The sequence below is a fragment of the Chitinophaga lutea genome (genome assembly GCF_003813775.1).
GTDB lineage: Bacteria > Bacteroidota > Bacteroidia > Chitinophagales > Chitinophagaceae > Chitinophaga > Chitinophaga lutea.
Genome location: NZ_RPDH01000003.1, coordinates 852955 through 876443, shown reverse-complemented (window position 1 = coordinate 876443; position 23489 = coordinate 852955). Strand labels below are relative to the sequence as shown.

Here is a 23489-nt window from a genome sequence, read left to right as displayed (position 1 = left end):
TTTAGAAATTGAGATTCAGACCACCGGAATATGTTTTCTGGAAAGGATATACGCTACCGCCCAAACCTTCCGGATCGAGATTCGCCTTCAAATGCGAGCGGGTAAAAATGTTCTCCGCACTGAAGTAGAAACGCAGCCTTTCGATATGCGCCTTGCGGGTAAGCGCAGATGGCAGTGTGTAGCCGACGGTCAGGTTCTTCAGGCGCAGGTAAGCGGCATTCTGCAGATAGCGTGTTTGCGGCGCACCCAGCTCGGAAGCATCTTCAGCGATATAAGACTTCAGGCGGGGGAAATAGGCGTTGCGTTGTTCGGGCGTCCAGCTGTCGAGGTTATGCACCTGCACGTTCGTCCACGGTTGTGCGAATACACCCCAGAAGTAGTGGTTGCTGGGGTTCGGATACCAGTCGCGTTTGCCCACACCCTGGAAGAATACCCGGAGGTCAAAACCTTTCCAGTCGGCAGAGAGGTCGAGGCTGTAAGGCAGGCGGATGCTGCTGTTGCCGATAATACGGCTGTCTCCCGGATCATCTACCGTACGTTTGCCGTAATTGATCTTTTTATCGCCGTTGAGATCTTTAAATTTCAGGTCACCTACATAGAATTTGTAGTTCTGGTCATCTGAACCTACATCGGTCTGGTCGGGAGAATTTTTCAGCTCATCTTCTGTCTGAAAGAACCCATCGTTTTCCAGGCCCCAGATCTCTCCAAAACGTTTACCCACGTAATGGTCGCTCAGCAAACGGCCTGGATTGTCGAACTTCATCACTTCCGCGTAGCTGTCAGACAGGATGAACCTTACACCATAGTTGAACGGAGAGCCGCCCAGGGTGAATTCATCGTTCCATTTCATGCTCAGTTCCCATCCTTTTACCCGGATGTCTGCTGCATTGGTATTGGGCTCATTGGCGCCGAATACGGCGGGCAGCGTTTTGCTTTTCGTCAGCAGGTCTTCCACGGTGCGGGTGTAAATATCACCGTCGATGCTGAGCCTGTTGTTGAGCCAGCTCATGTTCACCCCGAAGTTCAAAGTCCTGATCTTTTCCCAGGTGAGCGAGCTGGATACAGGCGCGGGCTGTGTTACACCGATCGGCCTTGCCCCGTCGAGGATCTGCCCGATCTGACCGGAGCCCATGGTGGGAATGTATCCGTATGAATTGACGGTCGCCTGGTTGCCCAGGGAGCCGTAAGACGCGCGGAACTTCAGTACGTCGAGATGCAGGGGATGCGCCAGCGGCTTGAAGAACTCCTCGTTGGTCAACACCCAGGCAGCGGAAGCCGAAGGGAAGAAGCCCCAGCGGTCGTGGGACGGGAAGCGGGAGGTACCGTCGTAGCGGCCGTTGAACTCCAGTATGTACTTGTCGTTGTAAATGTAATTGAGGCGGTAAAAGAGACCACGCACTGCCCAGTCGTCGATCCTGGAGGTAGTGGTCACCGTTCCGGTGGCCAGCTGCGGGCTGGGGAGCGAGTTACTGATCAGGCCCTGACGGGTGGTGCTGAAGCGGTTGAAATAATAGTATTCCTGGTTGAAACCGGCCAGCGCCTGCACAAAATGGCGTTTGGCAAAGGTCTTATGAAAATCGGTATATACGTTGTAAACGTTGTAACGGTAGGCGTCGGCCGCGTTGTTGGCGAACGACGGATTGGCGCCGGTATATTTGATCGGCTGGTTCGGCCCGTTGTTGTAGGGCACGGGTACGCCGAATCCGTTCACCACGTTGTTGTACCGGCGGAAGGTAGCGTCGGCCTTGATGTCCCATACGCCTTTGAGGATGCCTACCTCACCATTGGCGGTCAGCACGAACTCATTGAGGACGCTTTTGTTGCGCCCGCCATCCTGCAAACGCCCGAACAGGCTGGCTCCGTCCGAGGTCCAGGAACCGTCGGGGTTGCGCAGTACGGACAATGCCGGTGTGCGGTTCACGTTATGGAAAAAGTCGCCGTCAATAAACCCGGGAGAATCATAGTCGCCGCTGGTGAAGGTGGTGTTGGTGCCCAGTTTAACGCGGTCGTTGAACTCGTAGGTGCCTTTCGCACGAAGGTTATAGCGTTTGTATACGTCGTTGCCGTACTTCAGCTGGCCATTATTCTGGAAATATTCGCCAGACAGGTAGTAGGCCAGTTTCTTGTCTTTCTTTGAAATGCTGAAGCTGGTATTGCTTGAGGGCGCGGTTTTGGTATAGGCTTCATGCAACCAGTCCGTGGTGCCGTAATAGGCCCATGCGTTCGGGTTGTTGGGATCTACGATAACAGCCGGCAGCGAAGGATCAGCAGACCGTTTTTTTGCGTATTCCCGCACGGCATCCGGGAACAGGTTGTACAGCGGCGTCGCAGCGCGGTGCTTATAATCCATCGTGAGGTAAGGGTCTGTTACGATTTCCGGCACTTTCCCCAGTGTACGCAATGCGTAATTGGTGCTTACGGAAACGGAGAGACGGTCGTTGACGCCGGATTTGGTCGTGATCAGCACCACCCCGAATGCGGCGCGGGCACCGTAAATAGCGGCGGAAGCGGCGTCTTTCAGCACGGTGATGCTCTCCACGTCCGCCGGGTTGAGCCGTGCCAGTTCATCAGGCGTGGCCGGGATATTATCGACGAGAATAAAAGGCGCCGTGTTTGAGCCGGGCAGGCCGGTTGCGCCACGGATGTTGAAGGATGGCGTGGAAGTTACCCGGCCGTTGGAAAGGCCGATGTTGAGGTTCGGCAACAGACCCTGCAAACCGGTAGCGATGTTGTTGATGGGCCGGCTTTCCAACGCTTTACCGGAAATCGCGTCCACAGCGCCGCTCAGATTGATCTTTTTCTGCACGCCATAACCTACCACTACGATCTCCGTAAGGCCGCTTGCACCGCCCTTCAGCACAATATCGAGCGCTTTGCCGGCGTCTTTCACAGATACCTCCTGTGATTCGTGACCGATGTAGGAAAAAACCAGTGTGGCGTTTTCCGGCGCCTCTATGCTGAACTCGCCTTTGGAGTCGGTTTGCGCGCCCCTGGTGGTCCCTTTAACCATCACCGTAACGCCGATCAGTGGCTGGCCTTCCGAGTCCGTCACCTTGCCCTTGACGGGTTTGGTCTGCAGCACTTCGCCCGCAGGCATAATCACCACCAGTTTGCCCGACAGTACTTTATACGACAGTTCCGTGCCTGCCAGCGTTTCGTCGAGAATGCTTAAAACAGGCGCGTTTTTTACGTTGATGTTGATCGTCTTATCCGGAATGGTCACATTACGGTACAGGAAAGTATAATCGCTTTTTTTACTTACCAGGCTGAGGAGCTTCTTGATGTTGATGTTGCTGTATTCCAGACTCAGTCTTTCCTGCGAATATCCCGTGGCGCTCACCTGGAGGCAGGCAGTCAGCATCAGGACTGAAATTATCTTCATACGCAGTATTATTTTATGTATGCGCTTTTCAGATATGGAAAAAATGCATGACCAGTTTTTTTTCATACTTTTGGATTGTAGGGTTGAATAAAGTAGCCATCCCTTGTTACGAGACAGGAGGCAATTTTTTTGACCTTTACAGAAGGGAGGTGTTGGCGCACTTCCCTTTTTTTGGCCGCAGTGCGTAGTGTGGCAAATTCGTTACATAGGCAGCGATTTAAAGACGTGAATAATTACCAGAGTTCAACTGTTTTTCTGTTTTCATCAATGCTGTATTTGAACTGCAGGGTATACTGCAGTGCTTCCAGTACTTCCGGGAGCGATTTTGAATCGAAGGTGCCGGTAAAGATCTCGGCTTTGAGTTGTTCGTTTTTAATGGTGATTTTTACGTCGTACCAGCGTTCCAGCTCATTCACGAGCTGTTCGAAGGTGACATTTTCCAGTTCGAGGCGGCCGGTGAGCCAGCCGGGCTCCATAACGGCGGCGCGCATTTCATCCGGCGCGGCGCTTTTCAATACCGGCGGCGGCGGTGGCGTGTTCCCCCTGATTTCCACGGCAGGCAGGCTGACGATGAAACGTTCGCTGGGCCTGAGCTGCATCCGGGTTTTGCGCCCGTTTTCCTCATAGGCTACTTCCACCCTGCCGCTGATCAGGAATGTTTCCACACGGTTGTCTTCCGGGTAGGCTTTCAGGTTGAAGGTGGTGCCGAGCACCCGTACGTCTACCTTGCCCGTTTTAATGATAAAAGGATGTTGTTCGTCCGCTTTCACTTTAAAGAAACCTTCCCCTTCCAGGCGCACTTCCCTTTTGCCGCTCGCGAGAGCGGCCTCATCGTACACCAGCTTGCTCCCCGCGTTGAGCGTCACGGTCGTACCGTCGGGCAGCTGTACTTCCTGTTGCTTCGGGCCGAAGCGGGTTTCCACCACTACCTGCTCCAGGCTGTTTTTCCCGCGCAGGGCCCAAACGGCGGCCACACCCGCCAGTAATACCACCGAAGCGGCGGCCATCCAGGGCCAGCGGGGTTTCAGACGGCGCACCGGTACGGCGGCCGCCTCTTCATCAAAGAGCCGCTGGATGCGCGCGGCGCCCCTGTTTTTCCGCTCCAGTTCGTCCGCCGTCGGCGGGTCGGTGGGTTTGGGCAGGGGCGACAATTCCGTGACCATACTGAAGGCGTATTGTAATTCAGGGTGTTCGGCCAACAGGGCGTCCAGTTCTTCCAGTTCCTCCGCACTTGCCTCTTCCGCCAGCTTCCTGGACATCAGGGTATATATCTTTTCGTGCTGTTCGTTCATTAAAATGAGTCCGTTTACATCAGAAGGACGAGGGCTGGTCCAAAAATCCCCCAAAGCGTCCCAAATATTTTTTTATATCGGTATTTTGTTAACTTTAGCGTAATCTACGTATGATAAATTGCGGCTTGTATGACAGACCTCGCAGCTTTGTTCAAAAAAATGACTTCTGAAAACGATCAGCATGCCTTCAGGGAGTTCTATGATCATTTTTTCGTAACGCTGTTCCGGTTTACCTGTTCACTCATCAAAAACAGGGAGATAGCCGAAGAAATTACGCACGATGTATTTGTACAGTGCTGGCAGAAAAGACATGAGCTGGGCAACATCCGCAACCCGGAAGTATACCTTTTTGTATCCGCGCGCAACCGCGTGGTAGATCACAGCCGCAGACTCTCCGCCGCTCCCAGCCTGCCGCTTGGCGACAAGGAAGAAATGATGCAACTCTCCCCAGACCCGGAGCAGCTGCTGATCACCGCAGAAATGATGGGAAAAATGGAAGAAGCCATCGGCGAACTGCCGCCGAAATGCCGCGAAGTATTCGTGCTCGTTAAACAGTACGGCCTGCGGTATAAGGAAGTGGCCGCCATTCTCAACCTCTCCGTAAAAACCGTGGAAAACCAGCTGGCCATAGCCATCCGCAAACTCACCATGGCCGTTAGTTTCAGGCTGGAAATGCCCTTGACGAAAAAAGCCTGAAGTTTACGCTTACCAGCAACAATGCCGGCTGATACGCCGGCACTGCAACTTATTTCTTAAAGATTATGATTGATCGGCAACTGTATGCATGACGCTGCGTCCATGTTTCGCATCACCGTGTGTGCGGGAGTTTTCGCTGCATCATCCTGAAATTTTACGCCAGGGTGGTTGCCGCTACTATTGCGAATATGAACGCCAGTATGGAGAATGCGATGATAATGATCGTCAGGATGCCCATGAATTTGAACATGGATTTCAGGTTGGCGAAAGAACTGTTGAGCACACCCTGATCGGTGGAGCGCAAGGCTTCCTGCATGCGGCCTGCAAACCTGTACAGGTATAAACAGGGGAACAGGTAAAGTACGGCCATGCCGATGTACAGCGCCGTTCCCATGCCGCTGCTGTAGAATGTCGCGGCACCGGTCCCACCCATCGCCTCCATCTGGCTGCTGATGGTAGACGACATCGCAGCCAGCATCAGGCCGCCCAGGAGCATAAACCCGCAGCCGACAAAACCGACGATGGCCAGGAATTTTCCCCATTTTGCCGCTTCCGATAAAAGACTGCCCGATTCGGGGTCGATTTGAAGGTCCAATAAGTTGTTAGTTTCCATGATTGATTGATTTGAAACTAAATTATTCTTTTTTATAATACCTTGTATACGAAGCGCCCAAAACCGGGCAAAAAAAGGGCTGTCCTGGAAAGAACAGCCCCACAATTAGGGATAGGATACAAATGCGTTTAGCTTCCGTTTTTATATTTTCCAGTGATCAGGGCATGGCGGTTGTTTACCTCCAGTTTCTGATAAATGTTTTTAATGTGCGTTTTGACGGTTTCGAGGGAGATGTTGAGGCGGATAGCCACTTCCTTGTTGGTGAGCCCTTCTTCGATGGCCTGTAATGTCTGCGACTCGCGCGGGGTCAGCTTTTCCACCAGATTATCCGCGCTGCGCGGGTTAAAATACGCCACCACCTTACGGGCAATGCCCGGCGACATCGGCGAGCCGCCTTCCATCAACGTGATCACAGCCTCCTTGATCTTTAACAGCGGTGTCTGTTTGTGCAGGTAACCAGTGGCGCCGGCGCAGAGGGCTTGGAATATTTTCTCCGGTTCTTCGTATACGGTGAGCATCATCACCTGGCAGCGGGGCGCTCTTTTTTTGATCAGCGGCACGCCCTTGATACCGGAAAGGCCGGGCAGGCCGATGTCCGACAATACCAGGTCGAGCTGCACGCCCGCAGGCCACTGCTCCATGAACCGTTCCACGCTGGGAGCGGCTACGATGCAACTGAAACCCGCCTGGTCGTTAAAGAACTCCATGAGCGTGTTCCGGATATCGTTGTCGTCTTCTATCAAACCCAGGTTGATCATGCTTGCAAATATGGACTGTTCGGGTTAAAAAATATATCCCCTGTTGGGGGGACTATGCCGGCACCTGCAGGTGCAGTACGAATTGTTCTCCTTCCCTGCGGGCGGTGAGGCTGCCTTTCATGCGTGCCGCGCGGGCCTGCATCTGTTCGATGCCGCGGCCGCCCTGGTAATGTTTCATCTTGCCGTTCTCACCGAGGCAGCCGTTCGTGACGCGCATGCGCACGCTTTTATCGAAAGCCAGTTCCACCTTCAAGCAGGGCTCGCTACTGTAGCGGGCCGCGTTGCTGATGGCTTCCTTGAATATCAGGAAGAAGTTCTGCCGTACCGCCTGGCTCAGCCGGCGGCCGGCGTATTCGCCCTGCAATTCAAAAGTGCATTTGATATCGAGATCGTTCTGCAGGTTGCTGAGGTAATCACGCATGCGCGCCACCAGGTCTTCCGCCGTATCGAACCGCGCGTCGATGGACCATACCATGTCGCTCATGGTGCTGAGGGCGTGTTTGCTGGAATCCGCGATTTTCCGGAGCGCCGTTTTGTCGCTGTGCCGCATGCTGAGATGGTCGGCCTGGAAATAAATTCGCGTCAGCGAGCTGCCCACTTCATCGTGCAGGTCGCCTGCGATTTTAGTGCGGAGGCGTTGTTCGCGGAGCAACTGCTGCATGCGGTAACGGAATAGCAGCCATGCACCCAGCAGCAGCGCCAGTATGACGGCAACTTTGAACCAGACCGTTTCATACCAGTTGGGCCGTACCACCAGCGGCACCGTTAGCAGTGTGGTGAAGTCGTTGCCGCTGTTAAGCTTCGCCGCCAACTGCACCATGTATTTGCCCGGCGCCATGCCGGCAAAGCTGAGCTCCCGTTGCCGGCCGATTTCCAGCCAGGGGGCTTTTTCGCGGGTGCGGTAATAATACACCTGGTCGGCCGCGGCATCCACCCCGCCGAAACGCAGGGAGAAATACTGCACACCGGCGGGCACCACCAGCCGGTCTTCCGTATGATAAGGCAGGGAATAATCGTGTTGCGGCCCGCTGCGGCTGACCGTGCTGAAACTGGTCAGGTGCATGGGAACGGGATGATCGCGCTGCGTAAAGGCGGCCAGATCAGCCATCGTAAACGTGGTGAGACCGTTGATAGTACCGAGGTACACCCTGCCGCCGCTCACATGCGCCGCAGAGTGGTTGAATTCGTTCGACGGCAGGTTTTGCAGGCGTGTGAAATTTTTCGCCGTACGGTTGGTTATATCTACGATGCTGAGCCCCTGGTTGGTGCCGGCCACCGCTTTTTGCCCATATTGCACGAGGCAATACACGGAGTTGCCCGCCAGGCCGCTTTGTGTGTTCAGCGTGGTTTTCAACCGGCCGTTCTCATCCAGCACAAGGATGCCCTTGCCGTTGGTGGCGGCCCATAGCTCCTTCCCCACATGCTGCGTGACATACAGCGGCTCTTCGATCAGCCGCCGCAATTGTTTTTTCCCGGGATGATAAGCATACAAACCGTTGCCGGTAGAGAAATACAGTTGCTGATCCACCCGCAGGATATGATATACCTTCGCACGTCGCAATTCTTCCCAGCCGCTCACGTCGCGGATGTACGCCGTGGCGCCGGTGAAAGGGTTCATCCGGAATACGCCGTTATATCCTCCCACCCACACCAGCGAGTCGCTCTCCCGGCAGAGGCTGATCAGAAATAAATCGCGCATCCTGTCTTCCCGCGGCGTATGCAGCGTGTCTCCCCGGATGGCTTCAAACCTGTTTTCCTTAACGTAATACCATTGCAGGCCCAATCCTTCCGTGGCCAGCAATATCCTGTTGTTGTCCCATAACAGGCTGGCATAAACGAAGTGAGGGCCGAGTATCTTTTTTTCGCCGGTGGTTTCATCGAAGCTGATAAACCCGTTGCTATAGGTGCCGGTATACAGCAGGCCGTTGGGATGGCGCAACATGCTGCGCACGCTGTTGGGCGCGGACTCCGATACGGGGTTGATGAGCAGGCTGGTAAAAGGGGTTTGCACCCGCTGCAATTCCGCGATGTTTTTACTGAAACAGATATAGATCTTGTTGCCTGCCGTCTGGATGTCGCCCGCCCGCAGCGTCGAAAAATTCACATCCACGCCTTTCATCCTTTCGCCGGATTCCCTGGTAAAAGGATTGTAGCTGAACAACCCGCGCTTGTTGATAAAAATGCCGATTTCACCGCCGGGCATGGGGAAGAGCAGCATCCGTTTGTTCAGGTTCGCGGTATCGTTGAAAGGAACGGGTAACTTTTTGCGTTCGCGGGTACGGAGGTTATACTCCACCATGTTTTTTGCGGGATCCTGGAAAATCACCTGTTGCGGGCCGTAAAAATACACAGGCCCACTGACGTCGAATCCCAGCCCGGGATCGTACACCTGCCCTTTCGAATCGATGCGCAGCAGTTTGTGGTCGCTGTGCACCCAGAACACCCCGGGCTCCGTTTCCTGGAGGAAATTGACCGCTGCCCGCGTCGGGTTGAAGGGAAAGGCTTTCCCAAGGTCCGCCAGCAGTTCCAGCCGGTTGTTGCCGTAACGGAAAAAGCGGCCTTCATTGGAAGCCAGGTAAATGCCGCCGTCGCGGCTTTCGCAGATCCGCGTGATGTTGGCGGTGCCGCCGTTAGCCAGCGGAACGACGGCTGTTTTCCAGCTGCGAAGGTCGAAACAGGTCACCCCGTTGTTGGCGCCTATCCACAGGCGGTCTTTCGAATCTGCGAACAAAACATTGATGAAGTTGCTGCCGATGGCGGGTTTACTGACCTGGTGAAAGGTCAGCAGCTGGTTCCCGTCGTAACGGTGCAGGCCGTTGCCGGAGCTGAACCAAAGCATGCCGGCGCGGTCTACCGCGGTGGTGTTGATGGTAGCGTCGCGCATGATCTCCGGCAGATCGATATAACGGAAACGGTAACCGTCGCCCGCGGTGAGCAGTACGGGCAAACAACATAAGAAACAAACGAGCCTGGATAATTTCATTCGTCCGGTAATTCTTGCATAACCTGCTTGTAAATATAGTCAGGCAGTGTTACAATATACGGATAACCGCTTCCATTTTTTCCTTCATGCCTGTGAACACGCGCAGCAGCTCACTGTGGTCGATTTCCAGGGGCGGGCGTTTATACCGGGGGAATTGTTCCTGATCGTTGAGGCGGGGCCAGAAAATATGCTGGTAATAATACCCGATCAGCGATTCTATGATGCGGTTTTCACGGAAAGCGGCGAGGTGGGCGGTATCGTGCAGGGAATTGGCGTAGTCGCCGAAGAGATCGATAAAATTGGATAGTCCGTCGAGGGCATCGAGGCTGAGTTTTTTGCTGCGGATCTGCCGGGCGATGCGGTCTACGCTGTAGGTATTACAGGTCTCCGGCTGCAGGTCTCCCACGGCGTCCAGCCAGCGCTGCAATTTCGGCGGCGCCTGCAATTCGGGCAGATGTTCCCGGACGCGGCCTGCGAGTTCTTCCAGGGCCGTTACGGCGAATATTTCGTGGTTGTTGAAAGTGAGCAGCTTATCTCCCCCCTTGTTGTCGGTGTACCAGACAAAATACAGGGGCACACCGAAAGCCGCGGAATCGTATGCGACAATCCAGGTATCGTGCTCTCCGCAGATCGATTCGAACCGTGTTTGAATATATTGTTCTGGCATAATCAGGGCGAAACCATGCTTTTATAGAACATAAATATATAATATTTTTAAATTATTTGTACAAAGGTAGGTGTTTTTTTTCTCAGGACACCAAACCAAACAGGGCAAGCGATAACAGGATTCTCAACCAAGGGTGTAAACCTATAACAAGACCAGCGCATCTTGCAGGTGTAAAGCCCGGCTGGTGTTATTGACGGCCCTGTAAGGTTTTATCTGTATCACGCGACAGGACTGTAAACCAAATCCTGTATTTTTTGGCTTCACCCTGTAAAGCTTTTCCTTTATAACACGATTGGTCCGTGTAAAGCCAAACCAGGAATTATTTTGAATGATGCAAACCTATATCAGGATTTATGATCACCGGTGTAAACCTATAGCAGGACTAGACCCAGCCAGCAGGTACAGTTGCGGCATGTAAAAGGGCCGATAAATGCAAACATATACAGGCTGTTACCGGTGGGCCCGGTATTGCTTTACCGCCCGGCGGCCTGGCCCACCAGGGCGGGGTCCAGGATTTGTGCGGTTCTTTTCGCGGAGGAGAGCTGATCGGCACCGGCATCCAGCGGCGCTTTGCGGGGCTGGCCATCCATGTCCGTTTTGATGGCGGGATAGGCTGTTTTTACAGAGCCTTTGGCCGGGCTGCCCGCCTGCAGGTGAAAGGTGCCGGTATTGTCTTTGGCGAGTTTTGGATCTGTGGAAGTATAGCCGGATGCGGGCATGTCCCCGTTTTTATCGACTTTATGCAACAGGTTGGCCGTCCAGACAATATCCTTGTTCGGGCCGGCGAGTTCCGCTGCCGGCGCCTCACTGTTCTGCACGATGTTATGCGCCAGGGTGATGGCGGTGGCTCCCATCCCGTTATTGCGGCCGCCCTGGAGGATATTCTGCGGATTGTTCACCAGCGTATTGAAGGCGATCAACACCCTGTCGGGCCGGTCGTGGCAGGTGAGTTTGGCTCCGTCCGCCACTTCGCCGTCGCCGTTCCCTATGTTGATGGCCGGTTTGCAGTTTTCGAAATAGTTGCTGTGAATAAGATGATCGTCGCCGAAGATGCGGATGCCCGGTGTGTTCACGAAATAGTTGCCGTACACCTCGCAGCGGTTGCCATGGCGGAGCGTAAACTGCGCCGGGCAGTTGCGGATGGTATTGTAACGCAGCACCACGGCAGAAGCTTTGACGGATATCATCTCGTTTTCGCCCGCGCATTGTTCAAAAAGGTTGTATTCCACGATGCTGTTGCTCGACGACATGCTGAAGCCGCTGAGGCCGAATTGCAGGGTTTCTATTCCGTTTCCTTTCTGCGGCTGCTGGTCGAAGAAGTAGTTGTGGTGTATCCACAGCCGCTCGGCGATCTGCGCGTTTTCTCCGCGGATAGCGAGGAAACGGCCCATGGCGTTCTTATGCTGGAACGTGTTATAATCTATTTCGTGATCGCTGCCGGCGATGTAGAGATTTTCCCCATCACCCGGCGTTTCGAACACGTTGCGCGTCCAGCGGCAAAAAGTGGTGCCCGGCGCGGTTTTGGCGCGGCCGGCTTTATGGGTGAACCTGAATCCTTTGATGACGATATGCGCGGCCGGTTTTATGATACTGAAACCGCCGCTGCCGTTGATCTCGGCGCCGTTCACCGTTTGTGCCGCAATGGTAATGGGCTTCGCTTTTGTGCCCTGCCTGTCGATCACAATATCCGCCGCTGCGGTGTACACCCCATTGGCCAGTAAGATCACATCGCCCGGCGCCGCTTTGCCGATGGCGGTTTGCAGTTCCGCCAGCGAACGGACGGTAATATCATGCGCGCGGAGCTGTAATGAGGCCAGCATCGCAATGGCCAGCACGAAGAAAGAATGTTTCATACGGGAATCGTGTTATCACGCAAACGTTTGCGCGGTTACAATATTAGCAGATTTCCGGGGAGACAGGTGATATTTTTTTCGCAGGGACTGTTGGTTTTCAAACGGGGAAATTCCGGGAAAAAGTTGTACCTTAGAAAGTGAAGCCCGGATGCTACGAACACCCGGGCGAAGGTCTAGAAGAATAAATCCCATAGCGCCTTCAGCTTATTGGCCAAACTCACCAGCTTGGCAAGACCATCCAGGAAAGCATTGAATCTGGATGGTTTTTTCTTTTCTTTTATGGCAGCATCCGGCTGTTTTAGCAGCCGCCTCCCGCTTAAAAAAGGCGACCTTTCCACATACAGATCCTTCATGGCAGATCCCTGACTGGCGAACGCAGGAATCGCTGATTTCGTAGCTCATTAAAATAAATTTACAGTAAATACTTCGTGAAAATTCCGATCTGATAAAGTATCGGAATTACTGATATTTTATCAGTTTTCAAACCTGATTTCGCGGAATTTATACCCTCCGGAGACTGCCTTTACGCGAAGTTTTTGTACGCCTCTTTTCAGCGGCACCTCTTTCACTTCCACCCACTGCCACTGCCCCACCGGCACCGTTGCCGCTTTTACCGCGCCGTTCGTTTCAACGCTGACTTTCCCGGGCAGGCTATCTGCCGCCACCTCCAGCCGGATGGTGTATTTTCCCTGTTTACGCACGTTGAGCGTGTATTGCAGCCATTCACCGTTTTCAATATCCGTTATGAAAAGACCATCGTCGCTTCTGATATCAACGCCGTCGTTACGGTACGCGCCGCCCCGGTTGCCGCCGGTATGTTTGGGATCGGACACGCGGTAGTTGGCCGTGTCCGTATCATAATACGCATAACCATTGCTCCCGAGGTCGTAATCCACCGCACGGATGGCTGCGCCCGGTGCAATGAGATTCGGTTTGAACGGAAGCGTACCCGGGTCGGAAGGCTGACGCAGCATGGCATCCAGCACATCGCGGTGCACCACGTTATTGCGGAAGTTCGTGGCCCGGGCCAGCGCCATTACGCCCCGGTAAGCAGTTTCTGCGGAAGGTTTCGGCGCGCTCTTTTCGTTCCAGTATGCGAGCACCTGCTGGTAATCGGGATTGGAAGGGATTTCCAGCGGGTTGCTGACGCCGATCTTTTTCAACGGCCACCAGGCCCAGCCAATGTTGTGCGACTCCAGCAAACGGATGGCATTGGTGAACCAAACGTTGGAATTTTCCCCGGTCTCACCGACCCATATGGGAACATTGTACTGGTCGCGGTAGCGGATCATGTAACTGATCGCCTGCTCGTTGTTGTAGTTCCAGTATTTGTGAAAGCTGAGCACCATGTTGCTGTCCCACGGCGGCAATACCCCATTGTAATTATTGCCCCAGCCATTGCCTTCAATGATCACGATATGCCGCTGATCGGTTTCGCGGATGGCTTTGGTGATCTCCATCATCAACCGGCGCAGGGGTTCGTTTTTCGTTTCTTTGATGCCGTTTTTGTCGTTCACCGGATCTTCGAACCCGAAGTTCGGTTCGTTGATGATATCATAAGCCGCAATCCAGGGCTCGTCCTTATAACGCGCCGCCACCTTGCGCCAGAAGGCAACCGTGGCTTGCTGATGGGCTTCATTTTCCCAGAGCGAGGGCTGGCTGCCGTCGCGGTCGGCGATGTTGAGATCGTTGCCCTGCCCGCCGGGGGCGGCGTGCAAATCCAGGATGAGGTACATCCGGTTGGCTTTACACCAGGCCAGCAGGCTGTCCGTAATCGTAAAACCTTTTTCCGTTTCATAGAGGCGGTAATGCATCGGCAGGCGCACAGAGTTGAAGCCCCAGGCTTTCATGGCATCGATATCTGCGCGGGTGGTATGATTGGCGAGCCAGGCCTCGTAAAATTCATCTGTTCTCTCTTTCCCGATCAGTTCCTCCATACGGGCACGGATTTTATGCTGTTGGCCCTGGCGGTACACTTTCAGCATATACCCTTCCTGCAGCATCCAGCCGCCGAGGCCTACGCCCCGCAGCAGTACGTTGTCTCCTTTTTCATTGACGATGCGCGTGCCGGCGGTCCTGAGGAAACCCTGGGCATGGGAAGATAAAAACACCAGCATGGCGGCTGCAAGGGACAAGATCGTTTTCATATACTGAGAACATGGAATTTTAAGGCTTCCAAAATAAACAAATTCCGTTTCCTTTCCCATAACCGGAAAGTTTGTCCGGAACCGGACAGTTTTTTTCTTATCGACCTCCGCAAGTTGCTGTAAACGAAGCAGATGAGTTTGGCACCCCGATTGAAACACTATGGCACATGGACAAAGAGATTTCCCCCGCCGAACTGAATCGCGCCAGAAGAAAGCGCCTCCTCATTGCGGCCGCCTGTGCGGTTGTGCTGATAGCCGGCTTTCTGATCTTCCGCTATGCCGTTAAACCATCCCTCAAGGCATCATCCTTTACCACCGCCGTGGTGGAAAAGGGAGATGTCGACAATACCATCAGCGCCACCGGCGAGATACTGCCGGAATTCGAAGAAGTGATCACCAGCCCTATCAACGCCTCCATCCGCGAAGTGCACCTCGATGCCGGCAACGCGGTGGCCAGCGGGCAGTCCATCCTTCAGCTCGACAAAACGGCCGCGCAAACGGAATACGAAAAAGGCAAATTCCAGCTGGAGTCCAAACTGAACAATCTCCGCAAACTGAAGCTCGAGCTCGGCAAAAGTTATTTCGACCTGCAATCGAACAACAGCATCAAACAGCTTCGCATCAACAGCCTGCGGGCCGATGTGGAAAACGCGCGCCGCCTCTTCAAAGCCGGCGGCGGCACCCGCGAGGACGTGGAGCAGGCCGAAATGGAACTGAAGGTGGCGGGCTTGGAAAAGGAGCAACTGGACAACGAGGTCAGGAGCAAACAACAAACCATGCAGGTGGAAATACGGGAATCCGAGATCGCCATCGCCATCCAGCGGCAGGAACTGCAAACCCTGCTCCGCAAGCTGGAACAGGCCAGCATCATAGCTACCCGCGGCGGTGTGGTGACCTGGGTGAACCGCAACATCGGCGCGGCCATCCGGGAAGGAGAAGAACTCGCCCGGATTGCCGACCTCCGCAGCTTCAAAGTGACCGGCAGCATTTCAGACACCTATCTCAGCCGGCTGTACAGCGGCATGCCCGTGCTGGTGCGGGTGAACAACGAAGACATCCGCGGCACCATCGCCACCATTCACCCCGCCGTGCAGAACGGCGTGGCCACTTTCGACATCACGCTCAGGGAGCGCAACCACAAAGCCCTGCGGCCCAAAATGAAAACGGATGTGTTCCTCGTTACCGCCACCGCCGGCAATGTGCTGCGGGTCAGCAACGGGCCCGCCTTCAAGGGCAGCGGTACGCAGGACATTTTTGTGGTGAGCAACGGCAAGGCCTACCGCCGCCGCGTGCATACCGGCATGAGCAATTTTGATTACGTGGAACTGAAAGACAATGTGCGGGCCGGCGAGGTGGTGATCACGTCCGATATGACCGAATACAAACACGCCAGGGAAATCGATATACAATGAGAACAGCACTGACCGGCATATGCATCATCATCGGCTGCTCCGCCAGCGGGCAGGACACACTCCGGCTGGGCCTCCGGCAGGTGGTGGACATGGCGAAAGCAGGTTCCATCGCCTCCAAACAGGCGGCTACCGTAAAGGAAACCAGATACTGGGAGTGGCGTACCTATCGCTCCAACTACCAGCCGCAGCTGGCGCTCAACGGCATTTTACCCGGCTACCGCAAAACGTTCGAAAGCGTGCGCCAGCCCAACGGTACCGTGGAATTCAAACCCGTGCACAATAACAACTCCTCGCTGAACCTGTCTTTCAGCCAGGGCATCACCGCCACCGGCGGAAAAATATACGGCGCCACGGAGCTGCAGCGGTTCGATGATTTCGACCGGAAAAACACGTCCTATAACGGCGTGCCCTACACGATCGGGTATTCGCAGCCGCTGTTCCAGTTCAACACCCTGAAGTGGGATAAAAAAATAGCACCCCTGAAATATGCCGAGAGCCGGCAGCAGTACATCGCAGACCTCGAAGTGGTGGCCGTTACAGCCAGCGGCTACTTCTTCGACCTGCTGCTGGCGCAGGTGAACTACCAGATCGCAGAGACCAATCTTGCCAATACCCGCCAGATCCAGCGCATTGCCGATGAAAAATATGCGCTGGGCAAAATCTCCCGCAACGAAATTCTCCAGTTGCAGCTGGAGTATCTGAAAGCGGAGAAGTCGGCCGGCAAGGCCCGCCGCGACATGGAGATCGCCATGCTCAACCTCCGCTCCTATACAGGGTTGCAGGAGGCCGGAAAAATTGCGCTGGATGTGCCGCCTGCGGAAATCAACATGCAGGTGTCGGCCGGCAAGGTACTGGAAGAAGCGTACGCCAATAACGCCGATGCCATCGCCTTTGTGCGGCGGCTGGTGGAAGCCAGGCGCGACGTGGCGCAAGCCAGGGGAAATACGGGATTGAATGCCACCCTCACCGCCAACCTCGGCGTTTCCAACAGTGCCGCTACCGTCCCCAAGATCTACCAAAGCCCTCAGCAACAACAGCTCCTGCAGCTGGAGTTTTCGGTGCCCATTCTCGACTGGGGCCGTTCCCGCTCCAGGACCAAAACGGCGGAAGCGAATATGAAGCTGGTGGAATACATGGTGGAACAGGACAAGCTCAACTTCGTGCATGCCATCACCACGCAGGTGACCCTTTTTGATATGATGAAGGGACAGGTGATACTCACCGCCGAGGCAGACAGCATCGCCACCGAAAAGTACCAGATCGCGCAGGAGCGTTATGTGCTGGGCAACCTGAGCATCACCGACCTGAGCATCGCCTTCCAGGAAAAGGACCAGGCGAAACGCGACTACGTGCTGGCGCTGCGCGACTTCTGGGGAGCCTATTATGAACTGCGCAGCATTTCCCTGTACGATTTTGAAAAGAACCAAAAGATCATTTATCCATAAATTCACCATATGATCCGCTTACAAAACATAGAAAAGGTATATCGTACCGACACGATAGAAACCCAGGCGCTGAACAACATCAGCCTCAACGTGGCCAAAGGCGAATTTTTGTCGATCATGGGGCCCTCCGGCTGCGGCAAAAGCACGCTGCTCAATATCATGGGCCTGCTCGACGCGCCAACCCGCGGCGACATCCGGATTGCGGAGAACAGCACGTCGCAATTGTCGGATAAAAAACTCGCGCAGTTCCGGAACCGGCAGATCGGGTTTATTTTCCAGAGTTATCATCTCATTTCCGACCTCCAGGTGCTCGACAACGTGGAGCTGCCCCTGCTCTACCGCAAGTCTACCGCCCGGGAAAGAAAGGAGCTGGCCAGCGCCGCGCTCGGTAAGGTGGGCCTCAGCAACCGCATCAAACACTTCCCCACGCAGCTTTCCGGCGGGCAGAAGCAGCGTGTGGCCATTGCGCGGGCCATCGTGGGCAAACCGCAGATCATCCTCGCGGATGAGCCCACCGGCAACCTCGACAGCGGCATGGGCAACGAAGTGATGGAAATACTGCTGCACCTCAACCGTACCGAAGGCACCACCATCGTAATGGTGACGCACGATGAGCAGATGGCCCGCAAAACGCACCGCCTCGTGCGGCTTTTCGACGGCGCACAGGTACAATAACCCTTTAAAAGTTCCTTATGCTTAAAAACTATTTTAAAATAGCCATCGCGGTGCTGCGAAGGAGGAAATTCTTCACTTTCATCAGCCTGTTCGGCATCAGTTTTACGCTGGCCATCCTGATCGTGCTCACGGCATTTTACGACCACCTGGTAAGCCCGGCCTACCCGGACCATCAGCGCAGCCGTTCCTTGTATCTCAACTCCATCGAACTGAACCACCGGAAAAAACAAAGCCACAACCAGGGGCCGCCGAGCTTGTATTTTATGAACAAATTCGTAGCCACGCTGAAAACGCCGGAGAAGGTAGCCATATCGTCCATCTTCGGGCCCACCAACACTTATGTGAACAACCGCAAACTGGTGATCAACGTCAAATACACCAACACCGCCTACTGGGAAGTGCAGGAATACGACTTCCTTGAAGGGAAACCCTATTCCATGCAGGATTTGGACGCGGGCAGCCGTGTAGCGGTTATTTCCAGAGAAACGAAGGAAAATTATTTCGGTGACGCGCCCACCGTAGTGGGCCGCTACATCAACACCAACAACGAGCAGTTCAGGGTGATCGGGGTGGTGGACAATGTGCCGAAAACCATGCTCTATTCCTATGCAGACATGTATCTGCCGTACACCCTTTCGAAAACCGAAATGGCCAACAAATCGTACAACAGCAACTTCACCGCCATCCTGCTGGCCCGTTCTGAAAAAGATCTGCCCGCCATCCAGTCAGAATTTGCAGCGATGATCCAGAAAGTGCCGCTCGACAGTGCGCAGTACGACGAGATCAAGGGCTCCGTGGATTCTTACGTCGCCAGCTTCACCCGTATTTTCAACGGCGGGGGCAGCAGCGCCGCAGCCGTACGGCGCCTGATCGTGTACGTGAGTATTTTTGTATTCCTCTTTATGCTGCTGCCCACCATCAATCTCGTAAACATCAACACCAGCCGCATCATGGAACGTTCTTCCGAGATCGGCGTGCGCAAGGCATTCGGCGCTTCGTCCGGTACGCTGGCCATCCAGTTCATCGTCGAAAACCTCATCCTCACCTTCCTGGGCGGGATCATCGGGGTACTGCTCAGCTGGGCCGTACTGTCGATCGTGAACGGCAGCAGGCTTATCCCGAACGCCCATCTCGGCATCAACTTCACCGTGCTGGGGGCCAGCGTGCTTGCCTGTATCGTATTCGGCCTGCTGTCCGGCGTATTTCCCGCCTGGCGCATGAGCCGCATGCAGGTTGTCACCGCCTTAAAAGCCAATTAAAACAACATCCCATGCTGAAACATCTCTTCAAACTCATATGGAATAAAAAGAAGCAGAACTTCCTGCTGATGACGGAAATATTTTTTTCTTTCCTCATCATGTTCGCCGTGTTCACGCTGGCCGTGTACAATTACCAGAACTACCGGCGCCCGATGGGCTTTACCTACGACGATGTATGGGCACTGAGCTACTACAGCAAAGACCGTAGCGACATGTCCGAAGATTCTCTCAACCTGTTTTACGAAACGCTGAAACAGGCCATCGGCAATGCGCCGGAAGTAGCGGCCGTTTCGTATGTCAGCAATAATAGTCCGTTCAGTATGTCGGAGAACAGTTCCACTATCAGCAGCGGCAAGCAAAACGTGATGACCGACCATTATTCCGGCGATGACGACTATCCCCGCGTGCTGCAGCCCGTACTGCTCAGCGGCCGCTGGTTCGGCCGGGAAGACGATGGCGCCAAGCTCGCTCCGGTCGTGATCAACCAGGCCCTGAAAGAAGAGTTTTTCCCGGGGGAGGACGCAATAGGGAAAGTGATGAAGGTAGGCGATCGCGAAGTGCGCATTACCGGGGTGGTGCAGAACATGAAAGACAAAGGCGATTACAAGTCCGTGCGGCCCGCCATTTACCAGCGCACGGGCAAAGGTTCCTACGCCTGGCTGAGCCGCATGCTGATCAAAGTAAAACCCGGCGCCGACGCCGGTTTTGAGAGCCGGTTGTACAAACAGGTGGCCGGTATCATGCAGGATGCCAACGTGGAAATCGAGCACCTCACCGAAAAACGCGTCGTAAAAAACAGCATCACGCTCATTCCGCTGATCATATTCGGCGTAATTGCGGGATTTCTGATCATCAACGTATCGCTGGGCCTGTTCGGGGTATTGTGGTACACTATCAGCAAACGCAAGGCCGAGATCGGGCTCCGGCGGGCCATGGGTGCCACCGGCGGGGCCATCACCAGGCAGGTGGTGAGCGAAACGATGGTGCTCACCAGCATTTCGGTAGTGACGGGGCTGATTTTCGCCGTGCAGTTCCCGTTGCTGAACGTGTTTTTTATGCCGAAGGGCGTTTACATCATCGCCATCGTGCTGGCGGCGCTGTTCATTTATGCGCTGGCGGTGCTCTGTGCCCTGTATCCCGGCAGGCAGGCCGCCAACATTTATCCGGCGGTGGCGCTGCATGAAGATTAATTAATCCTATTTTTACCTCGTATGATCCTGATTATCGACGATGATGTAGCTGTAAGAACCTCCCTGCTCCTGCTTTTGCGGCAGGAAGGGCACGAAGCCGCCGGTGTGCGGCTGCCGGATGAAGCGATGGCCTTCCTTGAAAAAACGCGGCCTTCGCTCATTCTGCTCGACCTGAATTTTTCCCTCGGCACGAGCGGGCAGGAAGGCATGGAACTGCTGCAGCGCATCCGGCGGCACGATGCCTCCATCCCCGTCATCCTCATCACCGGCTGGGGAAGCATCGCGCTGGCCGTGCAGGGCATGAAGCTCGGCGCGAACGACTTCATCACCAAACCCTGGAGCAACGACAATATGCTGCAATCCATCCGCACGCTGCTGGACCTGCAGGATAAAAAGACCAAACCCCTCTCCCGCCGCCAACTCGACGAAACCTATCAGTTCCATCATATTCTGGGCGACGACCCGGCGATGCTTCGCATCCTCGAAACCATCGGCCGCGTGGCCGATACCGACGCACCCGTGCTCATCATGGGCGAAAGCGGCACCGGCAAGGAGCTCATTGCAGAGGCCATTCACCAGAACAGCCGGCGGCACAACAAGCCGTTCATCAAAGTGAATCTCGGCGGTATTTCCACCACGCTGTTCGAAAGCGAAATGTTCGGGCATATGCGCGGTGCGTTCACCGATGCCCGCTTCGACCGGGTGGGGCGTTTCGAGCTGGCTAACAAAGGCACGATCTTCCTCGACGAGATCGGCGACCTGGATGCCGGCAGCCAGGTGAAACTGCTGCGGGTGCTGCAGGATAAAACATATGAAGTACTCGGCAGCAGCCGCACCAAAACCACCGATGTACGCGTGATCTGCGCCACCAACAAACCGCTCGGCGAAATGGCGGCGCTCGGCACTTTCCGTGAAGACCTGCTGTACCGCATCAACCTCATCACTATCCAGTTGCCGTCGCTGCGCGAAAGGCCCAAAGACATTCCCCTGCTGGTGAACGGCTTCATCCGTAACCTTCGTGAAATCTACAACCGGCCGGGCCTGTCGGTCACAAAAGCCGCCATCAAATGGCTGCAGCAGCTGCCCCTGCCCGGCAACATCCGGCAGCTGAAAAACCTGGTGGAAAGAACCATTCTCGTGAGCAAAAACGATGTGCTGGACGTGGACGATTTCAGCCGCCAGCTGGAGCTGTCGCCCGTCAAAAAAGGCAGCCTGCAGCTGCCAGGCGTAGGCCTGGTGACGCTGGAAGAGCTCGAAGTGGAAATGATCCGGAAAGCCATGCAGTTCCACCAGCACAGGATAGCCAAGGCCGCAGTGAGCCTCGGCCTCACCCGTAGCGCATTGTACCGCCGCCTTGAGAAATACAACATTCCTTATGATGAAACTGCGGACTAAATACATCCTGTTTGTGGGCATCCTGCACGGGCTGGCGCTCATGCTTTCCTATTACATTTTCCGGGAGAACATGGCGCTTTTCTTTTTCTCGGAAGTCGTCATCCTCCTTTCCCTGGTAGTGGCATGGCGGCTCTACGGACAGCTGCTGCAGCCGCTCAAAACGCTGATGCAGGGGATTGAAGCCATGCAGGATAAAGACTTTTCCGTGAAGTTCCGGAAAACCGGTTCACTGGAAATGGACCAGCTGATCGATGTATACAACCGGATGATGGACGAACTGCGGAAAGAAAGGACCCTGCAGGAACAGCAGCATTTTTTCCTGGAGAAACTCATCCAGACTTCTCCTACCGGCATCATCATCATGGACTTCGACGACCAGGTGGTGCAGGTGAACCCGAGGGCGGAACAGCTGCTGAAAAAAGACCGTTTCCTCGAACAGGTGCGGGCCCTGCGATCCGGCGAGTCCGGCATTCTCTCTTTTTCCGGTGTGGATGCTTACAAAGTGCAGAAGTCGCACTTCATCGACCGCGGCTTTCCCCGGCATTTTGTGATGATCGAAGAGCTTACCGGGGAGATCCTGAAAGCGGAGAAAAAGGTGTACGAAAAAGTGATCCGGATGATGGCCCATGAAGTGAACAACACCATCGGCCCCGTGAACTCCATCATTGCCTCCACGCTCAGGGCGCCCGCATCGCTCGACGTGCAGCATACGGAAGCGCTGGAAGTGGCCATTCACCGCAATCAGCACCTGAATACCTTTATGCGCAATTTCGCCGAACTGGTAAAACTGCCCGCTCCTTCGAAAAAACCGACGGACCTCGGCAGGGTGCTCTCGTCCGTCGTAAAACTGATGGAGCTCAAAGCGGCGGAACACGAGGTGCGGTTTGTGGCGGAACTGCCGCAGGAAGGGGAATTGATGCTCATGGCCGACGAATTGCAACTGGAACAGGCGCTCATCAATATCCTGAAAAACAGCATTGAAGCCATGGACGGCAAAGGCACCATCCACATCACCGCCACCCAACGGCAACTGGTGATCACGGACACCGGCAAAGGCATTCCGGCCGGAGAGGCTGCACATATCTTCTCTCCCTTTTACAGCACCAAACCGAATGGACAGGGCATCGGCCTTACCTTAGTGCGCGAAGTGCTGCTCAGCCACGGATGGGTATTTTCGCTGGAAACGGCAGCGCCCGGCGATACCCGCTTTACCATTCAATTCCCATAAAAAAACCGCCCCGTGTATTCCCGGGACGGCCGTTGATCATTCATTCAACTGTTGCTGAAAAAGTTCGCAGTGGCCGCAAAGATATTAATAATATTTAAAATACAATATACCCCATCGCCCGGCACGGTATTTTCGGGAGGAAAGGAAACATTGCGTCATGGAAACAACCGTCATCACCGTGTACATTGAGAACAAGCCCTACCGCTTCAACGTGGCCGTGGACCATGAAGAACAGAAAACCACCTATTATGTGGATGCGGAAGAGTCGGAAGACTATATTCCCCAAACCCTCGAATTCAACGAAAACGGGAAGGTGTCTGAAAAGTTTGCCTTAAAAACGGTGGAACAGGAACAGATTGCCCGCCTGGTGTGGCAGGAAATCATCAACAAGATGAAGCCGCAATAAAAACAATGTGGCGGATTCGCGCGATGTCCCCTTTAACTCAGCGGGCGGCATCCATTGTCACGAAATTGAAGAAACGGAAATAAAAGTA

At 54.6% G+C, this 23489-nt stretch carries 18 protein-coding genes; 9 read left to right on the top strand and 9 right to left on the bottom strand.

What is annotated here, in order from left to right; genetic code table 11:
- Window position 1: 1 nt before the first annotated feature.
- Both EGT74_RS26670 and EGT74_RS26665 read right to left on the bottom strand, forming a co-directional pair.
- On the bottom strand, window positions 2–3382 hold the full coding sequence (locus EGT74_RS26670; RefSeq protein ID WP_220392976.1) for a SusC/RagA family TonB-linked outer membrane protein: 3381 nt from the start codon (window positions 3380–3382) through the stop codon (window positions 2–4).
- 233 nt (window positions 3383–3615) lie between these two features.
- Window positions 3616–4674 (bottom strand): FecR family protein, encoded by a 1059-nt coding sequence (locus EGT74_RS26665; RefSeq protein WP_123849655.1) that lies wholly within the window; start codon window positions 4672–4674, stop codon window positions 3616–3618.
- 129 nt (window positions 4675–4803) lie between these two features.
- On the opposite strand from EGT74_RS26665, the gene EGT74_RS26660 reads away from it, so the two are divergent.
- Window positions 4804–5370, top strand: a complete 567-nt coding sequence (locus tag EGT74_RS26660; protein WP_123849654.1) for an RNA polymerase sigma factor — start codon at window positions 4804–4806, stop codon at window positions 5368–5370.
- A 154-nt stretch (window positions 5371–5524) separates the two neighbouring features.
- Here the strand turns inward: EGT74_RS26660 and EGT74_RS26655 are convergent, their stop codons facing one another.
- From EGT74_RS26655 to EGT74_RS26625, 7 genes are all read right to left on the bottom strand, one after another.
- Window positions 5525–5983, bottom strand: a complete 459-nt coding sequence (locus EGT74_RS26655; RefSeq protein WP_123849653.1) for a DUF5362 family protein — start codon at window positions 5981–5983, stop codon at window positions 5525–5527.
- A 128-nt stretch (window positions 5984–6111) separates the two neighbouring features.
- Window positions 6112–6741: a response regulator transcription factor gene (locus EGT74_RS26650; protein WP_123849652.1), complete on the bottom strand. Its 630-nt coding sequence runs from the start codon at window positions 6739–6741 to the stop codon at window positions 6112–6114.
- A 52-nt stretch (window positions 6742–6793) separates the two neighbouring features.
- The gene (locus tag EGT74_RS26645) at window positions 6794–9724 is read right to left on the bottom strand and encodes a sensor histidine kinase (RefSeq protein WP_123849651.1); all 2931 of its coding nucleotides are present in this window, start codon (window positions 9722–9724) and stop codon (window positions 6794–6796) included.
- Between the two features lie 49 nt (window positions 9725–9773).
- Window positions 9774–10391 carry a hypothetical protein gene (locus tag EGT74_RS26640; protein WP_123849650.1) on the bottom strand — a complete coding sequence of 206 codons (618 nt, stop codon included), beginning with the start codon at window positions 10389–10391 and terminating at the stop codon, window positions 9774–9776.
- Window positions 10392–10864: 473 nt separating this feature from the next.
- Window positions 10865–12244 (bottom strand): polysaccharide lyase 6 family protein, encoded by a 1380-nt coding sequence (locus tag EGT74_RS26635; protein ID WP_123849649.1) that lies wholly within the window; start codon window positions 12242–12244, stop codon window positions 10865–10867.
- Window positions 12245–12448: 204 nt separating this feature from the next.
- On the bottom strand, window positions 12449–12646 hold the full coding sequence (locus EGT74_RS26630; RefSeq protein WP_123849648.1) for a hypothetical protein: 198 nt from the start codon (window positions 12644–12646) through the stop codon (window positions 12449–12451).
- A 71-nt stretch (window positions 12647–12717) separates the two neighbouring features.
- Complete coding sequence (locus EGT74_RS26625; RefSeq protein WP_123849647.1) at window positions 12718–14391, bottom strand: cellulase family glycosylhydrolase; 1674 nt, start codon at window positions 14389–14391, stop codon at window positions 12718–12720.
- A 167-nt stretch (window positions 14392–14558) separates the two neighbouring features.
- Between EGT74_RS26625 and EGT74_RS26620 the strand changes: the two genes are divergently transcribed.
- From EGT74_RS26620 to EGT74_RS26585, 8 genes are all read left to right on the top strand, one after another.
- Complete coding sequence (locus tag EGT74_RS26620) at window positions 14559–15803, top strand: efflux RND transporter periplasmic adaptor subunit (protein ID WP_123849646.1); 1245 nt, start codon at window positions 14559–14561, stop codon at window positions 15801–15803.
- Complete coding sequence (locus EGT74_RS26615) at window positions 15800–17248, top strand: TolC family protein (RefSeq protein WP_123849645.1); 1449 nt, start codon at window positions 15800–15802, stop codon at window positions 17246–17248. The genes EGT74_RS26620 and EGT74_RS26615 overlap by 4 nt, the downstream gene beginning before the upstream one ends.
- Window positions 17249–17257: 9 nt before the next feature.
- Window positions 17258–17923, top strand: coding sequence for an ABC transporter ATP-binding protein (locus EGT74_RS26610; RefSeq protein ID WP_123849644.1), 666 nt, complete (start codon window positions 17258–17260; stop codon window positions 17921–17923).
- Between the two features lie 17 nt (window positions 17924–17940).
- Window positions 17941–19182 (top strand): ABC transporter permease, encoded by a 1242-nt coding sequence (locus EGT74_RS26605; protein WP_123849643.1) that lies wholly within the window; start codon window positions 17941–17943, stop codon window positions 19180–19182.
- A gap of 11 nt (window positions 19183–19193) precedes the next feature.
- A complete protein-coding gene (locus tag EGT74_RS26600; RefSeq protein ID WP_123849642.1) occupies window positions 19194–20372 on the top strand; it encodes an ABC transporter permease in 1179 nt (392 codons plus the stop codon).
- Window positions 20373–20393: 21 nt separating this feature from the next.
- Window positions 20394–21767, top strand: coding sequence for a sigma-54-dependent transcriptional regulator (locus EGT74_RS26595; protein ID WP_123849641.1), 1374 nt, complete (start codon window positions 20394–20396; stop codon window positions 21765–21767).
- Complete coding sequence (locus tag EGT74_RS26590; RefSeq protein WP_246008314.1) at window positions 21748–22995, top strand: sensor histidine kinase; 1248 nt, start codon at window positions 21748–21750, stop codon at window positions 22993–22995. The genes EGT74_RS26595 and EGT74_RS26590 overlap by 20 nt, the downstream gene beginning before the upstream one ends.
- Window positions 22996–23152: 157 nt before the next feature.
- A complete protein-coding gene (locus EGT74_RS26585) occupies window positions 23153–23401 on the top strand; it encodes a PD-(D/E)XK nuclease family protein (RefSeq protein WP_123849640.1) in 249 nt (82 codons plus the stop codon).
- The last annotated feature ends 88 nt before the right edge of the window (window positions 23402–23489 follow it).